This is a genomic window from Algoriphagus persicinus, from assembly GCF_035156415.1.
Classification (GTDB): Bacteria; Bacteroidota; Bacteroidia; order Cytophagales; family Cyclobacteriaceae; genus Algoriphagus; species Algoriphagus persicinus.
Genome location: NZ_JAYEEY010000012.1, coordinates 75,908 through 100,205 on the forward strand (window position 1 = coordinate 75,908; position 24,298 = coordinate 100,205).

26 protein-coding genes and 1 pseudogene are annotated in these 24,298 nt (G+C 40.6%); 14 read left to right on the forward strand and 13 right to left on the reverse strand.

Features of this window, described 5'->3' with window-relative positions:
- The first annotated feature begins 54 nt into the window (after positions 1-54).
- Positions 55-768 carry a hypothetical protein gene (locus tag U3A58_RS11090; RefSeq protein WP_323823495.1) on the forward strand — a complete coding sequence of 238 codons (714 nt, stop codon included), beginning with the start codon at positions 55-57 and terminating at the stop codon, positions 766-768.
- Between the two features lie 54 nt (positions 769-822).
- Here U3A58_RS11090 and U3A58_RS11095 read toward each other — a convergent pair.
- Positions 823-1,020, reverse strand: a pseudogene (locus U3A58_RS11095) (RidA family protein); the annotation flags it as partial.
- Between the two features lie 95 nt (positions 1,021-1,115).
- Here U3A58_RS11095 and U3A58_RS11100 point away from each other — a divergent pair.
- On the forward strand, positions 1,116-1,577 hold the full coding sequence (locus U3A58_RS11100; RefSeq protein WP_323823496.1) for a GNAT family N-acetyltransferase: 462 nt from the start codon (positions 1,116-1,118) through the stop codon (positions 1,575-1,577).
- Positions 1,578-1,615: 38 nt separating this feature from the next.
- Here the strand turns inward: U3A58_RS11100 and U3A58_RS11105 are convergent, their stop codons facing one another.
- Positions 1,616-2,539 (reverse strand): DUF6089 family protein, encoded by a 924-nt coding sequence (locus U3A58_RS11105; protein ID WP_323823497.1) that lies wholly within the window; start codon positions 2,537-2,539, stop codon positions 1,616-1,618.
- 53 nt (positions 2,540-2,592) lie between these two features.
- On the reverse strand, positions 2,593-3,495 hold the full coding sequence (locus U3A58_RS11110; RefSeq protein ID WP_323823498.1) for a mechanosensitive ion channel family protein: 903 nt from the start codon (positions 3,493-3,495) through the stop codon (positions 2,593-2,595).
- Positions 3,496-3,659: 164 nt separating this feature from the next.
- Between U3A58_RS11110 and U3A58_RS11115 the strand changes: the two genes are divergently transcribed.
- From U3A58_RS11115 to U3A58_RS11135, 5 genes are all read left to right on the forward strand, one after another.
- On the forward strand, positions 3,660-5,201 hold the full coding sequence (locus U3A58_RS11115; RefSeq protein ID WP_323823499.1) for a carbon-nitrogen hydrolase family protein: 1,542 nt from the start codon (positions 3,660-3,662) through the stop codon (positions 5,199-5,201).
- Positions 5,183-5,767, forward strand: coding sequence for a KdsC family phosphatase (locus U3A58_RS11120; RefSeq protein WP_323823500.1), 585 nt, complete (start codon positions 5,183-5,185; stop codon positions 5,765-5,767). Before U3A58_RS11115 ends, U3A58_RS11120 begins: the two co-directional genes overlap by 19 nt.
- Positions 5,754-6,602: a 3-deoxy-8-phosphooctulonate synthase gene (gene kdsA / locus U3A58_RS11125; RefSeq protein WP_323823501.1), complete on the forward strand. Its 849-nt coding sequence runs from the start codon at positions 5,754-5,756 to the stop codon at positions 6,600-6,602. Before U3A58_RS11120 ends, kdsA begins: the two co-directional genes overlap by 14 nt.
- A gap of 13 nt (positions 6,603-6,615) precedes the next feature.
- Entirely contained in the window at positions 6,616-8,256 is a 1,641-nt protein-coding gene (locus tag U3A58_RS11130; RefSeq protein WP_323823502.1) for a L,D-transpeptidase family protein, read from the forward strand.
- A 199-nt stretch (positions 8,257-8,455) separates the two neighbouring features.
- Positions 8,456-10,120 carry a L,D-transpeptidase family protein gene (locus U3A58_RS11135; RefSeq protein ID WP_323823503.1) on the forward strand — a complete coding sequence of 555 codons (1,665 nt, stop codon included), beginning with the start codon at positions 8,456-8,458 and terminating at the stop codon, positions 10,118-10,120.
- Here the strand turns inward: U3A58_RS11135 and U3A58_RS11140 are convergent.
- Complete coding sequence (locus U3A58_RS11140; RefSeq protein WP_323823504.1) at positions 10,100-10,789, reverse strand: murein L,D-transpeptidase catalytic domain family protein; 690 nt, start codon at positions 10,787-10,789, stop codon at positions 10,100-10,102. The genes U3A58_RS11135 and U3A58_RS11140 overlap by 21 nt on opposite strands.
- A gap of 295 nt (positions 10,790-11,084) precedes the next feature.
- Between U3A58_RS11140 and U3A58_RS11145 the strand changes: the two genes are divergently transcribed.
- From U3A58_RS11145 to U3A58_RS11160, 4 genes are all read left to right on the forward strand, one after another.
- A complete protein-coding gene (locus U3A58_RS11145; RefSeq protein ID WP_323823505.1) occupies positions 11,085-11,495 on the forward strand; it encodes a 6-pyruvoyl trahydropterin synthase family protein in 411 nt (136 codons plus the stop codon).
- The gene (folE, locus tag U3A58_RS11150) at positions 11,455-12,159 is read left to right on the forward strand and encodes a GTP cyclohydrolase I FolE (protein WP_323823506.1); all 705 of its coding nucleotides are present in this window, start codon (positions 11,455-11,457) and stop codon (positions 12,157-12,159) included. The genes U3A58_RS11145 and folE overlap by 41 nt, the downstream gene beginning before the upstream one ends.
- Positions 12,160-12,490: 331 nt before the next feature.
- Positions 12,491-12,718 (forward strand): type II toxin-antitoxin system HigB family toxin, encoded by a 228-nt coding sequence (locus U3A58_RS11155; protein WP_323823570.1) that lies wholly within the window; start codon positions 12,491-12,493, stop codon positions 12,716-12,718.
- Positions 12,719-13,370: 652 nt separating this feature from the next.
- Positions 13,371-13,967 (forward strand): DUF4136 domain-containing protein, encoded by a 597-nt coding sequence (locus tag U3A58_RS11160; protein WP_323823507.1) that lies wholly within the window; start codon positions 13,371-13,373, stop codon positions 13,965-13,967.
- 471 nt (positions 13,968-14,438) lie between these two features.
- Here U3A58_RS11160 and U3A58_RS11165 read toward each other — a convergent pair whose 3' ends face one another.
- The 5 genes from U3A58_RS11165 to U3A58_RS11185 form a co-directional block, all read right to left on the reverse strand.
- Positions 14,439-15,326: a sterol desaturase family protein gene (locus U3A58_RS11165; protein ID WP_323823508.1), complete on the reverse strand. Its 888-nt coding sequence runs from the start codon at positions 15,324-15,326 to the stop codon at positions 14,439-14,441.
- An 18-nt stretch (positions 15,327-15,344) separates the two neighbouring features.
- Positions 15,345-15,737 (reverse strand): hypothetical protein, encoded by a 393-nt coding sequence (locus U3A58_RS11170; protein ID WP_323823509.1) that lies wholly within the window; start codon positions 15,735-15,737, stop codon positions 15,345-15,347.
- A gap of 142 nt (positions 15,738-15,879) precedes the next feature.
- Entirely contained in the window at positions 15,880-16,095 is a 216-nt protein-coding gene (locus U3A58_RS11175) for a dodecin family protein (RefSeq protein ID WP_323823510.1), read from the reverse strand.
- Positions 16,096-16,253: 158 nt separating this feature from the next.
- Positions 16,254-16,682, reverse strand: coding sequence for a peptidylprolyl isomerase (locus tag U3A58_RS11180; RefSeq protein ID WP_323823511.1), 429 nt, complete (start codon positions 16,680-16,682; stop codon positions 16,254-16,256).
- Between the two features lie 72 nt (positions 16,683-16,754).
- Positions 16,755-17,051 (reverse strand): peptidylprolyl isomerase, encoded by a 297-nt coding sequence (locus U3A58_RS11185; protein WP_323823512.1) that lies wholly within the window; start codon positions 17,049-17,051, stop codon positions 16,755-16,757.
- 303 nt (positions 17,052-17,354) lie between these two features.
- Here U3A58_RS11185 and U3A58_RS11190 point away from each other — a divergent pair, with 303 nt between their 5' ends.
- The 3 genes from U3A58_RS11190 to U3A58_RS11200 are packed head-to-tail and all read left to right on the forward strand — an operon-like array spanning position 17,355 to position 19,794.
- Entirely contained in the window at positions 17,355-17,705 is a 351-nt protein-coding gene (locus U3A58_RS11190) for an MmcQ/YjbR family DNA-binding protein (protein WP_323823513.1), read from the forward strand.
- The gene (locus tag U3A58_RS11195; protein WP_323823514.1) at positions 17,702-18,655 is read left to right on the forward strand and encodes an ABC transporter ATP-binding protein; all 954 of its coding nucleotides are present in this window, start codon (positions 17,702-17,704) and stop codon (positions 18,653-18,655) included. The genes U3A58_RS11190 and U3A58_RS11195 overlap by 4 nt, the downstream gene beginning before the upstream one ends.
- Before the next feature lie 2 nt (positions 18,656-18,657).
- Positions 18,658-19,794, forward strand: coding sequence for an App1 family protein (locus tag U3A58_RS11200; RefSeq protein WP_323823515.1), 1,137 nt, complete (start codon positions 18,658-18,660; stop codon positions 19,792-19,794).
- Positions 19,795-19,797: 3 nt separating this feature from the next.
- On the opposite strand, the gene U3A58_RS11205 is transcribed toward U3A58_RS11200, so the two are convergent.
- From U3A58_RS11205 to U3A58_RS11220, 4 genes are all read right to left on the reverse strand, one after another.
- Complete coding sequence (locus tag U3A58_RS11205) at positions 19,798-20,202, reverse strand: c-type cytochrome (protein WP_323823516.1); 405 nt, start codon at positions 20,200-20,202, stop codon at positions 19,798-19,800.
- Positions 20,203-20,301: 99 nt separating this feature from the next.
- The gene (locus tag U3A58_RS11210) at positions 20,302-20,832 is read right to left on the reverse strand and encodes an FKBP-type peptidyl-prolyl cis-trans isomerase (RefSeq protein ID WP_323823517.1); all 531 of its coding nucleotides are present in this window, start codon (positions 20,830-20,832) and stop codon (positions 20,302-20,304) included.
- Between the two features lie 96 nt (positions 20,833-20,928).
- Positions 20,929-21,648, reverse strand: coding sequence for a class I SAM-dependent methyltransferase (locus U3A58_RS11215; protein WP_323823518.1), 720 nt, complete (start codon positions 21,646-21,648; stop codon positions 20,929-20,931).
- Positions 21,635-24,046 carry a YfhO family protein gene (locus tag U3A58_RS11220; protein WP_323823519.1) on the reverse strand — a complete coding sequence of 804 codons (2,412 nt, stop codon included), beginning with the start codon at positions 24,044-24,046 and terminating at the stop codon, positions 21,635-21,637. The genes U3A58_RS11215 and U3A58_RS11220 overlap by 14 nt, the downstream gene beginning before the upstream one ends.
- Between the last annotated feature and the right edge of the window lie 252 nt (positions 24,047-24,298).

The window sequence follows — 24,298 nt, forward strand, 5'->3', positions numbered from 1 at the left end:
ATTCTCATCCCAGCGAAGATTCCATATGGCCTTTAAAAAACAAATCATAATCATATGAAAACAAGTAATAAAATCATCGTTTCCTTTTTGACCTTTGCTTGGTTAACCATTATGGCTTCACTATTGGTTTCCCATCAATTCGCTGATTATAATAATATTCCAGGAAAGCGTAGAGTGATTAAAACTGAGACTGATTTAGCAGATTTTTCGGTTGTGAAAATTGAGCAAGCTGGAACCTTAATTATTTCTTCCTTGCCTAGAAACCGATTGAGATATGAAAGACTAGTAGGAGAAGGAATTGCTATCCCTGAAACTGATCCTATCGAAGATTATGTTGTGAGAAATGATACGTTATTCGTTAAAAATTTAAGGCAAGCAAGTGATGGTAACTTTTTACTTGAGGTAAAGAATTTGAAGCATTTGATAGTAAATAACACCAATCAAATACATCTTTCTGGCTTTGATCAGGACTTACTTTTAATTACCACTACGAATAGTAAAGTAGCAATCTCGCAGAAATCCAGCTTCTCATATTTGAATGTGTCATCACCTGAAAAAATTAATTTAAGTTTTACTTCAGCTAGTGACTTTAGCTTAGTAGTTGATGAGGTTAAAGTCAAGGTTTCCGGCGATATCAAGGGGATGTCTGGAACAATTGGCGATAATATAGAGCTTATTGTTCCTTCGGAAGTAGGAAAGATGGATGTGAATACTGCGAAGAATAGTAAAATAACCTATGCTCAGGAGTCTGATGTGAAACCACAATAGAAGGTATTGAGGGAATAAGATAGAGCATCATTTTAATTCCTAAGGCTTTGAAAGCTAATCCTCCAACTCCACGATCACCTCGATCTCCACAGCCATATTATTTGGCAATCCCGCTACGCCACCTGCTGAGCGGGCATGCTTTCCTTTTTCTCCAAAGATCTCTACCATCAAATCAGAAAAGCCATTGATGACTGCCGGCTGCTGGTCGAAGCTTGGATCGGAATTGACCATTCCCAGCACTTTCACAAACTTGAGGGTTCTGAATTTCATAAAAAGTGTGGTTTTCGTATTTCTAAGCTAAGCGATTCTTTTTACTTTTGTCCTTCGAAAAATATAAAGTTGTTCTGATGAATCAGATTGAGATATTGCCTTATTCAGCTGAGCTGAGCCCTTTTTTCAAATCCATCAACCAAGCTTGGGTGGAGAATCTTTTTTCAATAGAACCGTTTGATCAGGCTCAGTTCGACAGTCCTGAAGACACGATAGTGAAGCCTGGAGGTACCCTGATTTATGCAAAGCTAGGTGAGGAAATTGTTGGTACAGTAGGACTTCATAAAATCTCAGCTGATGAGTTTGAACTTATCAAAATGGGTGTGACCGACAGTGCTCAAGGCAAAGGAATAGGGATGATTTTAGCAAAGGCTATTTTAGAAAAAGCAAGAGAAATGGGAGCGAAGAAAGTGGTGCTTTATAGTCACTCAAAGTTAGTTCCCGCACTGAGAATTTACCGGAAGTTAGGTTTTAAGGAAGCAGAATTGGAGGAAGGGAAATATTGCAGGTGCGATATAAAGATGGAATTGGAGCTATAATTCTCAGTCTCAAACACTCAAATCTCAAATTTGATTTCTTACCAGAATCTGAAGGCTTTCTCGTTCACTCTATTTCGTAAGAAGAGGTTGTCCCAGATATCAGGAGCCAAATGGATTTCCAATCCAAGAGAAACCATCATATACCCATCAAAACGATGAGTAAGGCCAGATCCACGTCGAATTCTTCCATTGTTTCTTAGTATTTTATCTACATCTGGCAGACCGTTGTCATCAATAAAGCTTGGGTTTCTGACAGCAAGTCTTAGCCTATCTGGATTATTACCCGTGACATAATCATCTACCAAGTCAAGATAGAATTCACCGATATTAAACGCTGATATATCATCCATATAGTCTGTCAGCGTGAATCGGTAATTTCCTTCAAATATTAAGTCTACATATACATTTAGTTTGTATTTCATACCAAGTCCCATGGGGAAGGCTAGGATGTAGCGTTCATAGGGATTGTTTTCCAATTGCAATGGACGTAAATCAATCCATTCTCCATCAAGTTGGGTTTCAGGATTATTGGTTGACATACCAAGTCCGAAGAAAATATATGGGTTCCAAAGTGGGCGATGGATATTCGGTACTTTTACTGGGTACAAGTAGTATTCTATAATACCTGACACTTCCCAGTTTCGTGCTCTGAAATTCAAATTTCTAGGAGTCCTATAAGCCCTAGGATCAGAAGGGGGATCTGACCCGGACATTTGATAGTAGGTGAATTCACCGCGTGCTCTTAGGTTTGTTCCGATGGTATAATGAAAGGCAATATTGGCATTCCAGTCAGGCTGTACTCCTTCATTGTATTTCCAAAATGAATAAAGCTCTCCGAAGTATTGAGTTACTCCCATACTAGCAGATATAGAGAACGGCTCTTCAAATTTGTAGCGGTAAAAACTCTGTGACTGAGCTGACCACGAGAAAAGAAAAAGTAATAGGAATAATAGTTTTTTCATCGTGGAACTTCTTTTCAAATTGAATAGCGACACTATTCTGTGCGAAAATTAGGCTAATTTTCGAACTTATCAAATCCGGATTTGAGATGGAGATCGCGCTGAGGGAATGGAATCTCCACTCCTTGCTCTCTAAATTTTCTGAAGATCACGTAATACAATTGGCTTTTCAGCACTTTTGGGCGATTGATGTATTCTGAGGACCATACTCGGAGAATGAAATTGATGCTGTTGTCACCATAGCTATCAAAAAGCACATCCGGTGCAGGGATATTCAGCACGCCATCATTTTCTTTTGCCACTTCAATCAGGATGTTTTTCACTTTTTCGGGGTCTTCTTTATAAGCTACTCCAACCGGGAAATTAAAGCGGATATTTCTGTCATTATGTGACCAATTGATCACAGGACTATCGATAAACTGACTGTTGGGTACAATTATCGTGATGTTGTCGTTAGTGACGATGGTGGTAGATCGAGCTGAAATCCTGATCACATCTCCAGAAACATCACCTACTTCGATTCGATCGCCCACTTTAATAGGCTGCTCAAAGAGGATGATTAGTCCGGAAATAAAGTTATTGGTGATGTTTTGCAGACCAAAACCAATACCTACACCCAACGCACCGGCTAGGATTCCGAATGCACTCAGGTCAACCCCATTGGTTTGAAGGATGGAAAATACACCTGCCAAAATCAGCACATACTTCACTATCATACCGATGGAAGATCTAGTTCCTGAATCGATCTGATAACGGGATAATACCTTGTGAACCAGTAGTCTTCTTATCCATTCGGTGATGACAAAAAGGATTATGAAAGATATAATCAAGGTGAGTATAAGCCCGACAGTCAGCTTAGAATCTCCTAAGTTGATCAGGCTATAACTGAATAGTTCCTGTATCCATTCAATTAATCCTTGAGCCTTCTCTTTGGCTACTTCTTTTATTTCCTGCTGCATTTAGTTAGGACTTGTTTTTTTGCAATCTTCAATTTCTGAGTTTTTCAAAGTTGCTTTTAATGTAATATAATTCTATTAAACTATGCTGGTTAAGGATTGTTCTCATTTTTGCCAACGGATGGAGTCTATGGAGATAATTAATTCATTTTGGCTAATTTTGAACCATGAGCAAGCAAAAAGAAGAGCTAGAGCATAGGCTAAAGCTTAGAAATATTAAACTCTCGGACTATGAAGATATCCGGGAAATCATGGTTTCTATCTATAAAAACCAAGGTGGAGCATGGACAAAAGAGGAGCTTAAAAACCAATTAAAGGCATTTCCTGAGGGCCAGATAGGCATAGAGGATAATGGCAAGGTAGTCGCTGCTGCTATGAGTTTGGTGGTTGATTACAATAAGTTTGGAGACAATCATACCTATGATCAGATCACCGGCTTTGGCAAATTCGACACGCATGACATGGAAGGGGATACGCTGTATGGCACGGATGTCTTTGTGCATACTGATTATCGAGGAATGCGACTTGGACGTAGGTTGTACGACGTACGTAAGGAGATTTGTGAGAATCTTAACCTTCGCTCTATTATTGCAGGCGGTAGGATTCCGGGCTACACGAATTACGCAGATGAAATGACGCCAAGGAAATACATAGATTTGGTCAAAAACAAAGAGATTTTTGATTCGGTCTTGTCCTTCCAGTTGGCAAATGAATTTCACGTACGAAAGGTAATTACCAAGTATTTGCCATCTGACACTGATTCAAGAGCCTTTGCTACCTTGCTCGAATGGATTAATATTTATTATGAAAAAGACGAGAAGCTAATAGGCAACAAGAAGTCAATTGTCCGACTTGGACTAGTGCAGTGGAAGATGCGTAGATTCTCGAACGTTGATGATCTTATGCAGCAAGTGGAATTCTTTGTGGATACAGTTTCTGGTTACAAATCAGATTTTTGCCTACTTCCCGAATTCTTCAACGCACCGCTTTTGGCAGAATTCAATGACATGGATGCTTCCGAGGCGATCCGTAATCTGGCAGAATATACCGACGAGATCATAAGCAGAATGAGTGATCTGGCAGTTTCCTACAATGTGAATATTGTCGCTGGCTCTATGCCTGAGTACGATGGCAAAAAGCTACGAAATGTGAGTTACCTCTGCCGAAGAGACGGAACCCAGGATAAGCAATACAAGCTCCATATCACACCCGATGAGGCTTCCTACTGGGGACTTCAAGGTGGAAATGGAATCAATGTCTTTGAGACCGATGCAGGAAGGATAGGGATCTTGATTTGTTACGATGTGGAATTCCCAGAACTTGGGAGAATCCTCGCAGAGCAGGAAATGGACATTTTGTTTGTTCCTTTTTGGACGGATACCAAGAATGCTTTCCTTCGGGTAAACACCTGTGCGAAGTCCCGGGCGATTGAGAACGAGTGCTACGTAGCAATTACGGGTTCGGTCGGTAATCTACCTAAAGTGGAGAATATGGATATTCAGTATTCTCAGGCTGCCATTTATTCTCCCTCAGACTTCTCGTTTCCTCACGATGCCGTAGTGGCAATGGCCTCTGAAAATGAGGAAACGATCATCGTAGCAGATGTTGATTTGGATCTGTTGACCAAGCAGAGAAAAGCAGGAAGTGTACGAAATCTAGAGCAAAGAAGGCTAGACCTTTATTCAATTCAATGGAAACAGAAAAAATAGTAGCTGCTTACTTCGCTCATATCTCAGCAGATATTTGGGAAAGAGCAGCCAAAATAAAACTTGTCATCACTGATATCGATGGTGTGATGACTGACGGAGGCATTATCTACGATGATAATGGGTTGGAATTCAAGAAATTCAATGTCAAAGATGGTTTGATCGTGTACCATCTGAGAAAAAGCGGATTCATGGTAGGAGCCATCACAGGCAGGGAATCCTATGTGGTGCAAAACCGCTGCGAGGAACTCAAGTTTGATTTTCATTATCATGGCGTAAAGAATAAGGGCAAAAAGTTTGGCGAAGTCTTAGAAACACTGGAACTGCAAGCTGAAGAAGTTGCCTTTATCGGGGATGACCTGATCGATCTTCCTATCTTGTCTCGCGTAGGTCTTGCTGTAGTCCCCAAGGATGCGCTGGAGTATATCAAGCCGATTGCCCATTATGTTTCCAGATTTGATGGGGGTAAAGGTGCATTTCGGGAAGTTGGAGATTTGCTTCTTCATTCTAGCAGTAGCCTATCCGCTCTCATTGACACATTATCTCTTCAGGAAAATGATAAAAAATAACAAGCCCATGCGAATCACGGATTCAGTGATTTTGGGCCAAGAAAAACCTGTTTTATTCGCTGGGCCATGTGCTGTAGAAAGCTATGATATATGTCTGGAAATCGGAACCAAAGTGAAAGCTTGGGCTGAAGAACATGGTTTTTCTTATGTTTTCAAGGCATCTTTTGACAAAGCCAATAGAACCTCTACCGGATCTTTTCGAAGCATAGGAATGGATAAGTCTTTGGAAGTTCTGCAGCGCGTAGGCAATGCTTTAAATGTTCCTTTGGTGACAGATATCCATGAGAGCCACCAGGTGAAAGATGTAGCCGAAGTGGTGGATGTGTTACAGATTCCTGCCTTTCTTTGTCGTCAGACAGATCTGCTTTTAGCCGCAGGCGAAAGTGGAAAAGCTGTCAAAATCAAGCGTGGCCAGTTCATGGCACCAGAGGACATGCAATATGCAGTGACTAAGGTGAGATCAACTGGAAACGAAAACGTCTGTCTTACAGAGAGGGGTTTTTCTCTCGGCTACCATAACTTGGTGGTAGATATGAGAGGACTGCCGATTATGCGTCAGTTTGCGCCTGTAGTTTTTGATATTACGCACTCAGTACAGCAGCCGGGCGGAGAGGGAGGAAGTAGTGGAGGACAGCGTGAATTTGCGCCCATTTTGGCTAGAGCTGCAGCAGCAACAGGAATTGATGGCTTCTTCATCGAAACTCACCCAGATCCATCCAAAGCACTTAGCGATGGACCAAATTTGATTCCCTTACATAAGATGGGGCAATTCTTAGAGATGCTGAAGGAGTCTTGGACACTAGGTAGAAAGTACCAGGATTTTAAAGTAGAATAGTCAAACCAAAATTATGCGCAAGCACTTGCTTTTATTTATGCTCCTGAGTCTTGCTCCACGGCTTTATTGTTTTGCACAAAGCGCTGACCTTCAAGATAATATCAGGATAAGGCTGGAGTTAGATCAGCCGGATATCCCTTTAAATATTCGCAGTAACGAGCTTTTTGCCAAAGGCGAAATTCACCAATTTTATACTAAGCGCTTATTCAAGCCTGTTTGGACAGAAAATGCTGTACTCACCGAACTGGCGTACGAACTTCGGTTTGAAATTATTCAAAGCAAATTTGATGGGCTTAGCCCCAGGGATTATCACTTGGATCTGATTAATGTTTTTTTTACACAATTCGAAGCAAATAAAAAGCAATCAATCCCAAACGCGTTGGATGACTTGGCAGATGTAGATCTTTTGCTTACTGATGCATTTTTCCATATGGCTGCAGAGCTGGAAATAGGCAAGGTAAATCCCGACAATCTCGCAGGGAACTGGCATATCAATGCTAAAACGTCGAAGGTTTCTTACAATGATTTGCTCGAAGCAGCAGTTGATAGGCAGCAAATCAGACAATCCCTAGAGACGCTCTATCCGACTATATCTATCTACAAAAAAGGGCGGGAGGTCATACGGGCATTAGATGAACTCAGGAAGCATGATACACTTAACTGGAAACAGGTCAAAGTATCTAAATCCATAAAAGTGGGAGAGACTAATGGTGGAATTCCTAATTTGAGAGAGCGCCTTGCTTTTTGGAAATACATACAGGCATATGCGTATGAGGATGAGAAGGAATATGATTCGACCATGTATGCTGCGGTGAAAAAATTCCAGCAAAGAAACGGTTTAGAACCTGATGGGGCTTTGGGTAAAAACACAGTCAACGCATTAAACCAATCACCGGCTGATTTGATAGACAAAGCTGCGGTGAATATGGAGCGACTGCGCTGGCTGCCTGATACCTTGCGCGGTGCTGAGATGATTTTGGTGAATATTGCAAACTATCAATTGGATTACCTGAATAATCGAGATACGTTATTTACGGCTAGGGTGATTGTGGGTACGAAATACCATGCATCGCCGATCTTTTCTTCAGCGATGAGTTACATCGTGTTTAGTCCCTATTGGAATCTGCCGACTTCCATCGTAAGAAATGAAGTGATGCCTGCTGTGAGAAAAAACCCGAATTACCTAGCGCAGAAAAACATGGAAGTGGTCACTTTCTCTGGCAAACCAGTGGACGCTTCGGCTGTGAATTGGAGTGGGAAATCAATCCCTTACCTAGTTCGTCAGAAGCCAGGTGCTAATAATTCCTTGGGCCTGGTGAAATTTATGTTCCCGAATGAACATAGCGTTTACATTCACGATACACCCACCCGGAACCTGTTTACCAGAGAAGACCGAGCGCTAAGTCATGGCTGTATCCGTATTCAGGATCCCGCAGCTTTTGCCGGACTGTTGCTCAAAGGCGACAGTGACTGGACAGCAGAAAAGATCAATTCTGCTATGCACCAAAGTCATGAGCAAATTGTCACCTTAGATCGTAAGATACCGGTTGTATTACTTTACATGACGTTCTGGGCTGATTCGAAGGGTGAGGGGCATTTCAGACAGGATATTTATGACAGAGACAAGGAAGTTTTGGAAGCGCTTCGCAAATAGGTAATTGAATGCAGTTTTTTACCCCAAATTGGGGAATATCAGACTCAGAAAAATCTGTTGTTTTTTCACCTCCTCTGATCTTATTTTAGCTTAAATACCTGATTTTTAATGAGATAAATTGACGTCTCTGGGTTTTATTGTTAGAAATATTTAAGCGTACGAACTTTGACTAATAGGAGGTGATACAAAAACGTCTTTTATGAAGCAAAAAATAATAATCTCCATTGCAGCTGCCTTGATCCTGGGTTTAGGATTGATTTGGTTTTTCAATCAACGTAGATCTGATTTGATTGATGAATTGGAGGAAAGCCTAAATGGAGAAGGGACAGGGATCTTAGCCCAATCTGCGCATGCAGCTGAAATCCGGGAGTTTTATGCTGCAAGAGATTACCTGGAAATTTGGCTCTTCAACGGTACACTTTCCAACAGCGGTGAGGAATTGCTCACACAGATAGAAAATTCAAAATATGATGGCCTCCAGCCGGAGGACTATCACCTTACTCAGCTCTATGAACTCTCTTCAGATCCAGAAAAAGACAAAAAGAAATTCAGAAACCTATCAGCTGATGAAAAAATCCAACTGGAGCTTCTGCTTACCGACAGCTTTTTCAAGCTAGCCCATGACTTGGAAATAGGAAAAGTGAATCCTGCTGACCTTGACCCAAACTGGAAATTTGAAGAGAAAGAAACTGAGGTGAACTATACTACTTTGCTTGGAGAAGTTGCGAGAGGAAGTTCTGTGGCGAAGACTTTTGCAAGTTTATATCCAAGTGCAGTGCTGTATGCTCAGGGTAGAGCTGCGATTGAGGAGTTGTATGAAATTCAAAAAAACGACACGCTCTCTTGGGAATTTGAACCTATAGAAGGAGCCATTAAGGTGGGAGAGACGCATGCCTCAATTCCAACTTTGCGCAAGCGTCTAATATTTTGGGACTTTCTGAAACCTTACGAAATGGGAGATCCTACACTTTTTGACTCTACCATGTTCCTTGGATTACAGAAATATCAGGAGTCAAACGGCATGAATCCGGATGGAGTGATCGGTTCTTTAGTCGCTGAATCACTCAATAATTCGCCCCAGAATCTAATCGATATTGCTTCCATTAATATGGAACGCCTAAGATGGATGCCTAAAATGGATTGGGATCAGGAGATGGTGCTGGTGAATATAGCAAACTATCAGCTTGATTATATGAATAAATCTGACACAGCCTTCAGCGCAAAGGTGATCGTGGGAAAGGAATACAATGAGTCGCCGACTTTCACTGCACCGATGAGTTATATCGTTTTTAGCCCATATTGGAATATTCCAGAGTCAATTACCAAGGATGAGATTATACCATCTGTACGGAAAAACAACCGCTATCTAGCAGAGAAAAATATGGAGGTAGTTTCTGATTCTGGAGAGCCTGTGAATATGAAAAATGTGAACTGGAATAATAATGGGGAGGATTTTCCATATAGAGTTAGACAAAAGCCGGGTGGAGATAACTCCCTAGGCTTGGTGAAGTTCATGTTCCCGAATGATTACAATATTTACATTCATGATACGCCAGCCAGAAGCCTTTTTGAGCGGGAAACGCGAGCGCTGAGCCACGGATGTATCCGTATTGAGAATCCAGATCAATTTGCCAAAATCTTACTAAATGATAAGTCTTGGGATGACGAAAAGATTCATAAAGCCATGAACCAAAAAACTGAGGAGGTAGTAGAATTAGATAGAAAAATACCGGTGGTGCTGGTCTATATGACCTTCTGGGCTGATAAGGATGGGAAAGCTAATTTCCGATCTGATGTCTATGAAAGAGATCAGGGACTTTTGAAAGCACTTAGAAGCAAGAAATCAAGCCTTGATCAGGCTTGATTTTGATAAGTAGGCATCGTCTTGGCCAAAAATAAAAAGCAAAGAACCGTTTTTGATTAGATCAATTGCCCGAGCGGAAAGTTCGCTTGGAAGGGCAGGACAGCCAAGGCTTCTCCCTAATCTTCCTACAGACTTAGCAAATTCTTCTTTTGCATAATCCGCGCCATGGATTACTATCGCACGGTTTCTAGCCTGATCATTGAAGCCTTTTTCCAAACCATCCAACCGAAGAGAATAGCCATGTTTTCCGGAATAAGTTTCGGCAGTTTTATAAAAGCCTAAACTACTTTTGAATGATTCGGGTATGTTGGAAAAGTTATTTGCCATCAAATCCCCGGAATTTCTACCATGGGATACCACAGAATTTAGAAGTATTTCTCCTTTTTCAGGGTCTATGATCCACATTCTTTTGGCGGTGGAAGGGAGGCTGAAATCAATTACAGTTAGGACTTTAGAGGTAAGATTGTCTCTCATTTTTGTCCAACCTTGAATAGCCAAGGTGAAGACTTCTTTGGATGGAAGTGCTCCATCTTTAATATGTAATCCATCGTAAGTCACTGAGACGGGATCGATGGCTGTGATGGTACTTGGTTTGTTTTCTTTGAAATCTGGATTAGGGAAAATCCCTATGAATAATAGGAAGGTAATCGCAAGAGTTTGTGAAAGCATAAGCATTTGGGTGATTATGTAAAGTTAGGATGAAATCCTGTAAGTTTAACGAAGTTGAAGTCAGTCTCTTATGAATTTGGTCATAAAACTTGTGAAATTTTTCTGGGAACCTTCTCACTAAGTTTCTCCGTTCTTGGCTTGATGAGATGATGCAGTTATTTTGGTACCAATTATTATTCTGTAATTTTGCGTTCCCTAAATTATTTCACTGTCTATCAGGATACTTCAAGTGCTCTAATAGACAAAAAGGAAAATAATTCAAACAAAATCAGAAAAGAGGCTGTTTCAGCATTCCATGAAAGTATCAGTTTATAGAAAAGAACATTTCAATGCGGCACATCGCCTACATAACCCAGAGTGGTCGGATGAGCAGAATCAAGCCGTTTTTGGGAAGTGTAATAACCCCCATTTTCATGGTCATAACTATGAATTGATTGTAAAGCTGAGAGGGGAAGTGAATACGCAAACTGGCTATGTTTACGATATGAAAGTGCTCAGTGATTTGATCAAGGAGCATGTGTTGAGAAAATTAGATCATAAAAATTTAAACCTGGATACCGATGAATTCAAGAAACTTAACCCAACCGCTGAGAACATTGCAGTGGTTATTTGGAATATTTTAAGGGAAAAAATTGATCGAAAATTCGAGTTAACGATTCGACTTTATGAAACAGAAAGAAACTTTGTTGAATACGATGGGAATTAATATTGCCCGCGCTTCATTCGAGGACATTGGAGACGAACATGTGGGTACTTCCCTAGAGACGCCACTCAGAGCCGATGCGTTCGAGATGGATGATGAGCTGAAAATAGAGTTGATCGAGAAGCACTTCAGAGAAATCATGCATATCATGGGACTTGATCTCACCGACGACAGTCTAAAAGGCACACCGCATCGTGTCGCCAAGATGTATGTCAAGGAGGTTTTTAGTGGATTGAATCCAAAGAATAAGCCTGTAGCAAAACTTTTTGAAAACAAATACAAATACAACGAGATGCTTGTGGAGAAGAATATCACGTTCTTTTCGCACTGCGAGCATCACTTCGTGCCGATCCACGGCAAGGCTCATGTGGCGTACATTTCCAATGGAAGCGTGATCGGCTTATCAAAAATCAACCGAATAGTCCAATATTTTTCCCAGCGTCCGCAAGTACAAGAGCGACTGACGATGCAAATCGGAAATGAGCTTATAGAGGCTTTGGGGACAGAGGACGTAGCAATCATTATGGATGCGGATCACATGTGTGTGAGCTCAAGGGGAGTGAAGGACACAACAAGTTCTACCTTGACGTCGTTCTATTCAGGTAAGTTTGAAAAAGACGAGCAATCTCGAAATGAATTTCTGAAGTACATCAGTTTAGAAAGATAATTTTGAAACACTAAACCAACATGATAAACCGGGCTGTGTGCTCGGTTTTTTTTTAATAGTTTTACCGCAGAGGGCACGGAGGATGGCGCAGAGAGCACAACTTAGTAATATATAGAATCTGACGGCGGTGCCTTTTTGTTGCTATTTATAAAAGTCAATACTCATGATTTTCTAAATCAGTCAGGCCACGAAGAAGAAAATTGATCTTTATGACCCAATGTTAAAAAGGGAGTGAGTACAAAATGTTTGCTATTTGACAACTTTTTGATGCCTTTGGTCGATGAGAAATCTTATAAAGAAGACCATCTTATATTACACTCAAAAGTATCCAATGGCATTGACTCAACTTTTGATTTGGTATAATGAATTTTCAAAAAGAGAATTTTCAAATTTCAATGAACTGAAACAAGTTTATGGAAATGCCAGCATTGTTAGTAATAATAGAGTGGTTTTCAATATAAAAGGCAATGATTTCCGGCTCGTAGTTTCACTGAATTTTTCGCAGAAAGCTTGTTATGTTTTGTGGTTTGGAACTCACAAAGAATATGATAAAATATAGGTAAGCAAAATTGATTTTGACCCGACAATCTTAAATTGACTCAAATTATGGATATGAATTGGAAAGTTTTGAAAAGCGAAAAAGACTATACTGCGGAAAAATGTGCGAAAATTTGCAGTCCTGCTTCTCCGGAAGTTGCCCTAGTCTGAGAGAAATCAACACACTGCAACGCTGTCAAACTATCAATTGCCATGGGTGAAATCCCTGGAAAAGTATGATTTCAAAAACATTTCCCAAGCCTGAAAGGCTTGAACGAGTTGCTAAACCTAGGCTCAAAAGTCTGATATCTCTGGTCTTTCCTTCCCTAAATCACTTATCACTTATTCAGATCTTTGTGGAAAGCGTTGTGAAGATGGCACCTCAGTTCTGTAAAATTGTTTTTTTCAACGTCTGGAGAAGCCTTTTCCCCTTCTTTTCGCCTGCAATTTTTTCCACGATCCGTTGAACTTATTACACATGGAATGTATCTAAACGATTGATTTTCTGTGTATTGGGCATTCTAAGCCCAGATAATTGCTTTGGCATTGTATTCGTATTATTCTCGCTACAATAGTTAAAGGAAGCTTGATTAAAGCTGCTTCTATGCAGTTTTTTTAGGATCAAAATGAATAGAATTCCCTTTTAACCATGTTTCACCATAAATTTTATAATTATGAAAAAATTATCATATTTCTTACTATTTACGCTTTTCAGTTTGACTTTAGCTGCTTGCTCCAATCAAGGAATGAAAGTGGTGACTAGGGATGATGGGAGTATTAATCTATCTAACTACTCTACCTATGAATGGATTGCAGATGTGGAAAATATACCAAATTCTTATGCTTTAATAGGTCCACATGAAACCTTGGTTTTCAATAATCAATCTGCCCAGAAAATGATAAAAGATGCGGTAGAACTTCAAATGGAGGCTAGAGGTTTTGCCAGAGACCATAGCAATCCTGAAATGCTTATCAATTTTACCGTACTTGAAAAAGATACTGAACTTAGAAAATATATATTAGATAATGGTCAGGATTATCTTGGATTTGGGCCAAGATCTAAAGCCACACAGATGGTGCCAGTGGACGCAGGAACAGTGTTAATCAACTTTATGGATGCCAAAACTGGAGTTCAAATTTGGCAGGGTTATGCCTCAGGTGCATTAGACCCTAATGACATTAAGAATATGAGTACTATGCAACAGAAAGTTGGGGCTATTTTTGAAGACTTTGACTTCAATCAATTTCAGACAGGTTCAAACACTGAATAAAAATTGAAAAGCATTTAACGTTGTCATATCTCGGGTTTTAAAATCTGGGTTTTAAAACAATTTTCTAACCCTACACCAAATTTAGTGTAGGGTTTTTATTTGATTTAAATTCCAAAAAAGGGAGAATTATATTTCCTAATGGCATCTCATAAAAAGAGTTTAGCTCTGATTTCAGTGCTTTTAGTAAGATTTCCATCTACAATTTTGTCATTTATTTTCGGCGATCTATCTATTAGGAAATTGAGATTTATGAAGAATTTTTTACTGGTGCTCCTTTTCGCAGTCTTGGTAGCTTGCTGCGAAAAAACACAGTAAACACAGACAGCTGGCTATATTCCGGAGCTGGTGATTACTGATATTTTGGTAATTGATAACCTGACTTAATTGGCATTTATAGATGTCAAAGAAGATCATTCCGGATATTTGTTTTATGATTATTCTCGTTTGGAAAGGGCTAATTCGGGAATGGTTTTATTCTTTTCTTCTAAAAATCCGCTTGAAGGGCTCCGTAGTTTGCCCTACAAAATCCTCTGGAAATTTTTCCTCATCAGGAAGCCCTACGAGAAGGTTCTCATCATCCGACGGCCAATAATTTGTGCGAAAAAGGAAATCCCAAAGACTCAAAGAAATGCCGTAATTGAAACCATGTGGATGACTTTTGGGCAATTCCCGGGCGTGATGCCAAAGGTGCATTTGAGGTCCATTGACGATGTATTTGAAAGGGCCTAGAGGGATTTTAAGATTTGCATGACCGAGCTGGCCAAGGATCAAAGTGAAAATATGGACAATGAAGAAGTCTGTAATCCCGAAGCCAATCATGGCAAGTGGAATATATTCTAGTGTACGGTAAAGTATATTTTCCATCCAGTGATAGCGAAGTAGGGCAGCGAATCCCATTTCCCGTGTACTGTGATGAACTTTATGAAATTCCCACATCCAGCCCACATGATGATACATGCGATGAATCGCCCACTGCATAAAATCACGAAGTATAAAGATGATCACCAATTGTAACCAACCTGGAAGTTGATCTACTTTGAGCGCTACAGTGTTCGTGATTCCAAATAAGCCTAGAAAATCATTGAAGGCTTCCACTGCTACCATGGAAAGTGCATTGTAGGCGACCAAGGCAAAAAGAAAGTAATTCCAAAAAAGATAAAAGAGGTCTAGCCAGAAATGCGCTCGAAGAATAGGTTGGTTTTTTCTCCATGGAAAAAGAATCTCCAATCCATAAATCACCAAAGATGCACCCACAAGCCAATAGAAGTAATTATGCCAACTTGGGTGTAGGACCTCTCCAATAAAGTAATCCCAATAGCCGTAATAGCCGTCTAAAATCGCTTTGATGTATTTTTCCATGGAGCAAAGATGGCGAAATTATGGTTTAACGGCGACTGGATGCCGGAAGAGAATTATACCAAAAGCTATCCCAAATGCGATGTAAATGACTCCCATAGCCCAAATACCAATGGGTAATTCGGGATTGGAAGCAAGTCCTTTTAGTAGAGCAAGGCCAGCGATTAGGAAATGACTTAGATTGGCAATGCAAATTGGGCGATTGTAAATCCCACCAATCAGACTGCCTTTGCTCATCCAGTTGAGCATCCCAAACCCAAAATATAATGCCCCTAAGATTTGTCCTATAAAAAGGGTTATTTGGTTAGGATCCAGATTTAGACAACTTAAAATCACATCCGGTGCAAAAGTGAACACAACTCCGGTTGAGTACATGAATAGTGCACTCAAAATCATTATGAACTTGGTATTCATTTAAAAGAGATTGGTGAATAAGACCCTGAAATTATAAAGATTTTAGTGCCCACACGAGATTATCAGAGTTAATTCAGACGACACTGAATATGCTTTTCAAAAAATAAGAATGCGACAAGCGCCGCACTCTTTTGATTAATTGTTAGACATTTTTGGATTGATCCACTCGGAAAGAAACCTTGCAGACGCAGCCGTATGAAGTGACCTTACCATCCTTCACGTGGGCTTTGATATCTTTTACATAAACTGAGTCGATGTTGTGGACAGTTTTAGAAACTTCATCCACTGCATTTTGAATTGCATCCTCGATGCTCTTTTCTGATGAGGCAATTACCTCTAGTACTTTAACTATTCCCATGGTTGTTTTGGTTTTTAGTGAAAATTGTGGTTAAGATTAATTTTTATACAATCGCTATGCTAGCTTTAAGAAAACCATTGTTTCGGTATAAAGTCTGATCGAGGTTCGAGGAGGATTTGTGGTTTGTATTGTTTTAGAGAATATAGTAGTCGGAAGTTTTATTTTTGCCTTTTGATCAATCTTGCAGTTAGGATCAATAGGTCTCTCAAGGGCTTTTCTCGATTGTTTGTTTCGGCTGTAGCTATTCTGTCCACGATATTCATTCCCGAAACTACCTCCCCAAATACGGTATAGTTCTGATCCAAATGAGCTGCACCTCCCGCCGTTTTATAAACTTCCCGATGTAATTCAGGATAGCTGTATTGTACCATTCTTTCTAGCTCGACCTCAGCCAAGGAGTCTAATTCACTTTTAAGCTTCTTAATAGCTTCCCCAATCCTTGAGTTACTATTTTTTGATAATTCCTGATATTGAGTAAAGATCGATTTATTGACTGGATCATTAATAACATGATTGTAAGCAAGCATTTTATTGATGCGCTTTTCTGCGATTTCTAGCGTGCTATCTGTGTATGTTCTCCCTTGCACGATAAAGAACTGAATGAAGCTGCCCTTCCGCTCAGGATTCACATCATCTCCCTCTCGCGCTGCGCCAAGTGTTCATCTTTTATGAAAATGAGTGGAGGTAATCTCAGCTGTAACTGTCCCTGATAGATTCAGCGAATTTTTCTTTTTCATAAATTCTCCTTCATTATAAGCTTCGCCTGCTTGAATCATAAACTTCTCAATCACTCGATGAAAAAGAATGCTCTCGTACATCCCTTCTTTGACCAAGCTGAGGAAATTAGTGCGACTTAAGGGAGTGTCTTCATACAAGCGAAGCACAATCGCCCCTTCCGTAGTGACTAGCTCAATGTCTTTTTTTAGATCCTTTTTGCTAATTTTTGATTTGCTCAAAGAATGACAACTGGCAAGTAAAAGCAGAAAAGCGAGCGAGAGAAAATTTATCTTCATATTGTTGTACTATGGTGATACCGTGGGATTCTAATTGGAAATCGAGCATGTCGAAAACGACACACAGAGGGATGATTATTTCCTAGGCGAGATTCCATCCCGTTTCCTTCGTCACGGGACAGGTTATGACCTTTAAAAATCAAATTATAAACACATGAAATTAGTGATTTGCGGTGTTTAGATGAATAACCAGCATTTTTTCTCCAGGCACTTTTCCTTAAATTTCTTTCTCAATAAAGATTTGCCATGACCCTAGAATATTACCGCGATTATTGCCTTGCCAAAGCTGGTGTGACAGAGGATACGCCTTTTGATAAGGATGCTCTTTGTTTTCGGGTAGGGAATAAGATTTTTTCGATTTGCTCTATTTCTGCATTTCAGTACATCAATCTGAAATGCGATCCGGAGCGGGCAGTGGAGTTGCGTGAGCAATACGAGGGAATCACCCCAGGCTTTCACATGAATAAGAAGCAGTGGAATTCGGTGAGTACGACTGGAAATGTTCCTGATCGATTGATTTTGGAATTGGCGGATCATTCTTACGCCCTTATCTTTGGCAGCTTGACTAAAAAACTGCAAGCTGAAATTCGCCCATGAGTTATTTCTCCATTTCTAATGTTTCCAAATCTTACGATAATCAACTTGCGCTTCAACCATTTTCACTTGAAATAGGTAAAGGAGAATTCCTTGCAATCGTAGGAGAGAGCGGATCAGGCAAAAGTACATTACTCAAAATAATGGCAGGCTTGGAGGTTCAGGATTCTGGAGATGTTCAGTTGGATGGAAAAGCGATATTAAATCCCAATGAGAAGATTGTTTCTGGATATGATGAGATCAGATTGATCCACCAAAATTTCCATCTATATCCCAATTCTACTGTGGAGGAAAATATCTCCAGACAATTGCTTCACTATGAAAAAGTCTATGCAAAAAGTCGGGTGGAGAATTTACTTAAACTGCTTGGACTTGACTCATATCGGGATCGATTTCCACGTCAACTTTCTGGAGGGCAAAAACAAAAGGTGGCAATAGGCAAAGCGCTGGCTGTGGAACCGGATGTTTTATTGCTCGACGAACCATTTTCTTCCCTAGATACGATACAGACTCACCATCTCATTTCGGAGTTGAAAGAGATATTTCAAGAAATGGGCACTACGGTGATTTTTGTGACTCATGATCTGGATGATGCGCTTCGATTGACGGATAACCTGATCATTTTGCAAAAGGGAAAAATAGTACAAAATGGCAATTCTCGCCAGCTCTGTGAGAAACCGAAAACTAAGTATGTGGCGCAGCTTTTCAGTCCAATAAATAAGATTCCTGAAACAAAAAATAGCTATGTCAGGCCCGCAGATGTCAAGCTACGAACCAAGGGTGGATTATTGGCTCATGTCACAGATTCTCGCTTTTTGGTACACTATAATTCCCTCCAAGTTCATCTCAAAGAAAGTGAGATCACTTGGGAAGTAGATGATCCTCAGCGAAAATATGAGGTAGGAGATAGGGTTTATCTTCGTTGGGATGATTCTAAAGTGATGAATCTTTGAGTGTGAAAAAAAGAAATATACCACTAACTATTCTCTATGAATTCAAACTGGCGATTAGTCAGGTGATTTTGTGGCTCTGGATCAAATTGGGCTTATTGAAATCTTTGCTGATCGTTCCTTTTGAAGGATTTGGGAATGATAAGGAAATTCTTTTGGTAGGTAGAGTGATCCGTGACAATAGAATCGGAGAATCAAACCCAGAGGACAGTGTCTGGCGGAATATCGGCAGAATGCGGAGGAGATTTATGAGTGTGGTGATCCCAGGCGTGCAGGTGAAGGCAGAATTTCAGGGCGAAGAATACTTTGTTAGAACCGATGAGGAAGGGTATTTTGAATTTAAAATTCACCCTAAAAAACATATCCAAATTCCAGCGCGCTGGCAACAGATTAATTTGACTTTAGTCGATCAGGTAATCAAAAACCAAGGTGAAGTCAAAGCAACTGCAGATATATTCCTTCCGGAGGGAGATATCGATTATGGTATCGTTTCAGACATAGATGATACCATAATCCCAACTGGCGCGATGCGAATGACAGAAATGCTGAAAACTACGTTTGCCAAAAATGCACATACCCGGGTGCCTTTTCCAGGCGTGGCAGCATTCTATAAGGCCTTGCAAAAGGGTAGAGATGGTATAGAAAGCAATCCTTTTTTTTATGTTTCCAGCAGTCCCTGGAATTTATACGACTTTCTCCACGAGCTTCTCCGTATTCATCATATCCCCAAAGGCCCCTTGATGCTTCGGGACATTGGATTGTCCCGCACAGAGCTTATTTCAGGAAGTCATGCCGAGCACAAGCTAGAGCAGATTCGCCAGATTCTTTCCGTCAATTCTCAATTGCCATTTATACTAATAGGAGATAGTGGACAGGAAGATCCAACTATCTATCTACAAGTAGTTTGTGAGTTTCCGGGTAGGATTATAATGATTTTTATCCGCGATGTACATACCTCGCGACATGCTTATGCGGAGAAAATAAGTGAAAAACTGAAGGAACTCGGAGTAGCAATGCTGTTGGTGAAGGACACGCTGGAAGCTTCTCGATATGCGCTTGACAAAGGATGGATTTTGGAAGAGGATATGGAGGAAATAGTTGAGGGAAAAGTCAAAAATGAAGAGGAAAATGAAGAAGTCTGAATCTTATTCTTTTAGTGAAAGCACATAACTCACCATTGCTTTGGCATCTTCTTCTTTCAAGTTGGGGTGAGGAGACATAACTGGGCTTCCCCAGGATCCTGAACCCCCTGAAATCACTTTTCTGGCAAGAAGATCTATATACACTTGCTTGATTGGGTATCGTTTTGCGATGTCTTGGAATGCCGGTCCTTTGGCTCGCTTATCAGACTTATGGCACTCTGCACAATCTGAATAAGAGATCAAAACATCACCTTTTTTGATGATGTGGATAGCTACTTCTTCATCCTCACCTTCAATAGCCCGTATATACGCTTGTTCCTTTTCAACAGAAGAGTCAATATTCTCCTCTGAAGTTTTTTGTGTGCAAGCGGCAAGGGTGAACAAGATGAAGATCAGATTCCTTCTCAATTCTGAAGAGTTTAAAGTGGCAGATTTAATAACAAGTAAGAGGTATAAAGCCGTACTTCTTACCTCTTACACTAGTTACTAGTTACTAATTACAAATCACTATTCCTCGTCATGCGCCCCGTGTGCACCATGTACATGCCCATGTGCAAGCTCATCCTTAGTCGCCTCACGCACTTCTTCGATACTCCCTTCGAAATGTAAATTAAACCCCACTAAGGGATGGTTGAAATCCAGAAGGATTTCCTCACCTAGGTCTTTCAGGATTTTTGCCTGCATAGGGTAACCATCTTCGTCCATAAGAGGAAGAAAATTCCCTTCTTCAAGCATTTCTGGATTGAAACCATTTTCTCCAGAAAACTGTGATTTAGGAAGATTTATGATTAAATCCTCATCGATTTCTCCATATGCATCTTCTACTGGCACTACAAAAGAAAAGTCTTCTCCTTGCTCCTTATTCAACAGTAATTCTTCAAACTTTTGAGGTAAATCACTTGCCCCAAAAAGGAAGTAAAAGGGGTCTTCTGCATCACGGATTTCTACGCTGAAAGGAGCTGACTCTATCTCATCAGCCTCTTTGCTTACTTTGAGTTCGTATATGAGTCCGACGACTGTTTTTTCTTTTATTTTCATTTGTTTATTTTTTGTTTTTCAATGGTCGGATGGAATCTCGCAGGGGGATAATCATCACTCTGTGTGACGTTCTTCGTCATGCTCGATTTCAAAGTATTATTTGATAATTCCGTGTTTAAGTCTGATACTGATTCGCTCTTTCCAGATAATCCATTTATTTCTAGGAGTTGATTTGAAAAGCGGTTTCGCTGCTTTGAACACAAAGTATTGATAATCTTTTTCTTTGAAAAATATGGGGTAAGTCTCCATTTTTTCAAGGTAAAAGCCATTGGAAGTAATACTCTTGATCAGGTCCCCAGAATCCAATGGCTGGTCAATTACCTGGAGCTTTTGCGGTTCATTTTCTATCATCCACTGCAAGTATCTAGGCGCAGGGATATGGATGAAAATCACAGACTCCCGATGTGCGTGCTTATGGATATTGCGAAATAGGCGGCTATGCTGATCCACAGGAATGTGCTCCAAAACGTCCGGGAAAACAAAGAAGTCATAGGTTTTTCCTGCCTTATCGAAGTCCGACATATCTGAAACTTCAAATTTCAGATTAGTTTGTTTTTCCCAGAGTTTTTTGGCTTTGGCTATACTTTCGGGAGAAATATCCACTGCCAACACCTCCCCTTGCTTTACTTGACCGGCTAGCAAATGACTGACAGTACCTATGCCACAACCAACTTCCAGTACGCTGTGGTTAGCATTCAATCCAGCCGCTTTTACCTTATCCAGAATACTTAAGTGACGGGAGTTTATTCCTGTCTTAGCTTGCTTTTCAGCAAATTGGTCGTAAAAACTGACGACTTTGTCCTTATCCTCTTCCATTCTTTTCTTTGATCGTATAAAACACTCCCGCTATCAATGACAATACGATTAGGTATTGAAAAATGATCATAGGTGTTTTGGTGGCCGTGTAGCTTTTTGGTTCAAACTTGAATACAATCTCATGAGTTCCTGTCGGAACGATCAATCCACGAAGTAAATAATCAGTTCTCAGGATTTCAGCTTCCTGTCCATCGATGGTTGCTGTCCATCCCTCAGGATAGTAGATTTCTGAAAAGACAGCCAAACCTTCTTTACTTATCTCTGCCTGATATTTCAATTCATTAGGTGTGTAAGAAGTGTGTGTGATCTCACCGGCACCGGCGCTTACATCACCAAACTCTGATGTATTCACAGTTGCTTGAGACTTGGTGTTTATTCTTCCTAGCTCATCCATTTCTTCCTGATTGGTTTGTACCGTCACTACTTGAGAAGGAATCCATGCCGGGCCATTCGCTTCAGGATTTTCAAAAACGGAATTTGCAGCAGTTCCGGCGATGAGATATTTAGTATTCATCATATTGATTGTCTGAATACCGTCAAAATTAAATTCACCTTCCTGCGCTTTGGTCACAAAATCATTTAACTCAAAATTCAATCGATTGTCCAGAAGATCTTGATATCTGCGCATTTTGGCACCATGATATCCACCAAGACTGTGGAATCTGTAGGGTGATTTCCCGGTAGCTGTAAGACCCTCTGTAAGATCCAGCACTCTGAAATAAGCGTCGTCCACTGCTATTACCTGATCGGCTGGAGTTTCTGTAAAGTAAGCTCTGCTGGGATTTCCCTGAAAGGAATCGTCATTTAAGTACTGCTTATTTATTGTCCATAGATCTATGGTGACCAACCCAAAAATCCCTATCCCTAGAACTAGATCAGAGATTTTGTTTTTCAGGGCAAAGTATATCAAAGCAAAAGATGCTGCTACTAAGGCCAAACTTCTCCAGGCACTTGCTGAAAGCATGGCTTTTCGGTCTTGGCGGATTGCATTTAATAACCAATCTGGCAAACCTCCGTCTGCCGCTCCTTCAAACCTGAACACTCCGGCACCGATCGCTAGCAAGAGTATTAGTCCTCCAATTGATGCTCCAGCAACGTATAGCGGTTTAAAATCTTTGCTTTGATACAGCCTTTCTAAAGAAATAGCAGCCAAAGCTGGAATAGCAAAAAGAGTCATTCCTAAAGCCATGGAGACTGCCCGGAATTTATTATAGCCAGGCAGAATGTCAAAAAGGAGGTAGTTAAACCAACTCAGGTTTTTCCCCCACGAAAGCATAAGTGAAAGAATAATGATCGCCCCAAAAGTATATAAGCTCTCTTTTGGAGCCGCCCAAATCCCAATAAAAGCAAGGAAAACCAAGATAACTCCCCCGTAAATTGGGCCTCCAGTGAAGGGCTGATCTCCCCAGTAGGTAGGTGCTCCCTGTAAAAATCCGCTGATTTGTGCAGGATCAATCCCATTGTTTCGCAAAGCTTTTTCTGATTCGGTATTCTTGCCAAGAGGTGTGCTGCTTCCGCCACCATAGAAATTTGGAACCAGTAAGGTTAGGGTTTCCAACTTGCCATTTGACCAAGAAAACGCATAATCCTTGTCCAGTCCAGCCGAAGCAGATTCCAAAGTTGCCTGGCCACGGGTGGAGTAAGGTGCATATTCCAGAGCTGTTGCCAGTCTACCTATATTTCCTCCTACTGCCAGTACAGCTCCTAAAACCAAAAAGGCAATTGTTTTACCGAGTTGAGCAAAGCCCTCTTTTTTCCAGCCAAAGACAAGTCTCACTAGGACATAGATCACGGCGATGATCAATGTATAGTAGGTGATCTGAACGTGGTTAAACTTTAATTGAAGCAATAAGCCAAGCGCTAATACGCCAGCGCCAAGCAATCGCTTATTCTTAAAAGCTAAGTGAATCCCTAGCAGAATCACCGGCATCAGACTGATTGCCCAGATTTTGGCATTGTGTCCGGCAGCCAAACTCAGAAGATTATAGGAACTCAGCGCAAATGAAACGCTGGCAATGATTGCAAAAACAGGCCTGACTCCAAACGTCAACATCAGGACATACATGGCTACCATGCCTAGAAACAAACTACTGACTGGGTGAGGAAGTCCTAATGTGATTACAGAAATCAGCGCTCCACTGATGTCACCGGCAAATTCCAAGCTGACAAAATAGGCCGGCATACCGCCGAAAACACTATTTGTCCAAAGCGCTTCTTCACCGGTAGCTTCACGATAATCCAGTGCTTCTCTGGCAGAGCCTTCCCACTTTAGAATATCACCTTGCATGATCACCTGATCCTGTAGCACAACAGGAGCGAAATAAACGACTACAATAGCATAGAAAATAGCAATCCCCACAAGATGGGGAAGCAGGTCTTTTTTGAAATTCAGCTGCATGAAAAGAGTTTTTCTTTGGAAAATGGATGCTGGCGCAAATTAGGGATTTATAGGCAAACCCTTCTACAAAAATAGGCAGTCTATAGTCGGAATAGATTAAATCGAGTATGACGAAGGACATCACGCAGTGGGATGATTATTAACCATGCGAGATTCGATGTGTCCACTAAAAAAACAATTATAATCACATCAAAGACTCCTTTCTATCCCTGATGAAAATCATTACTTTTGCACCAAATAGCCACATAAGGA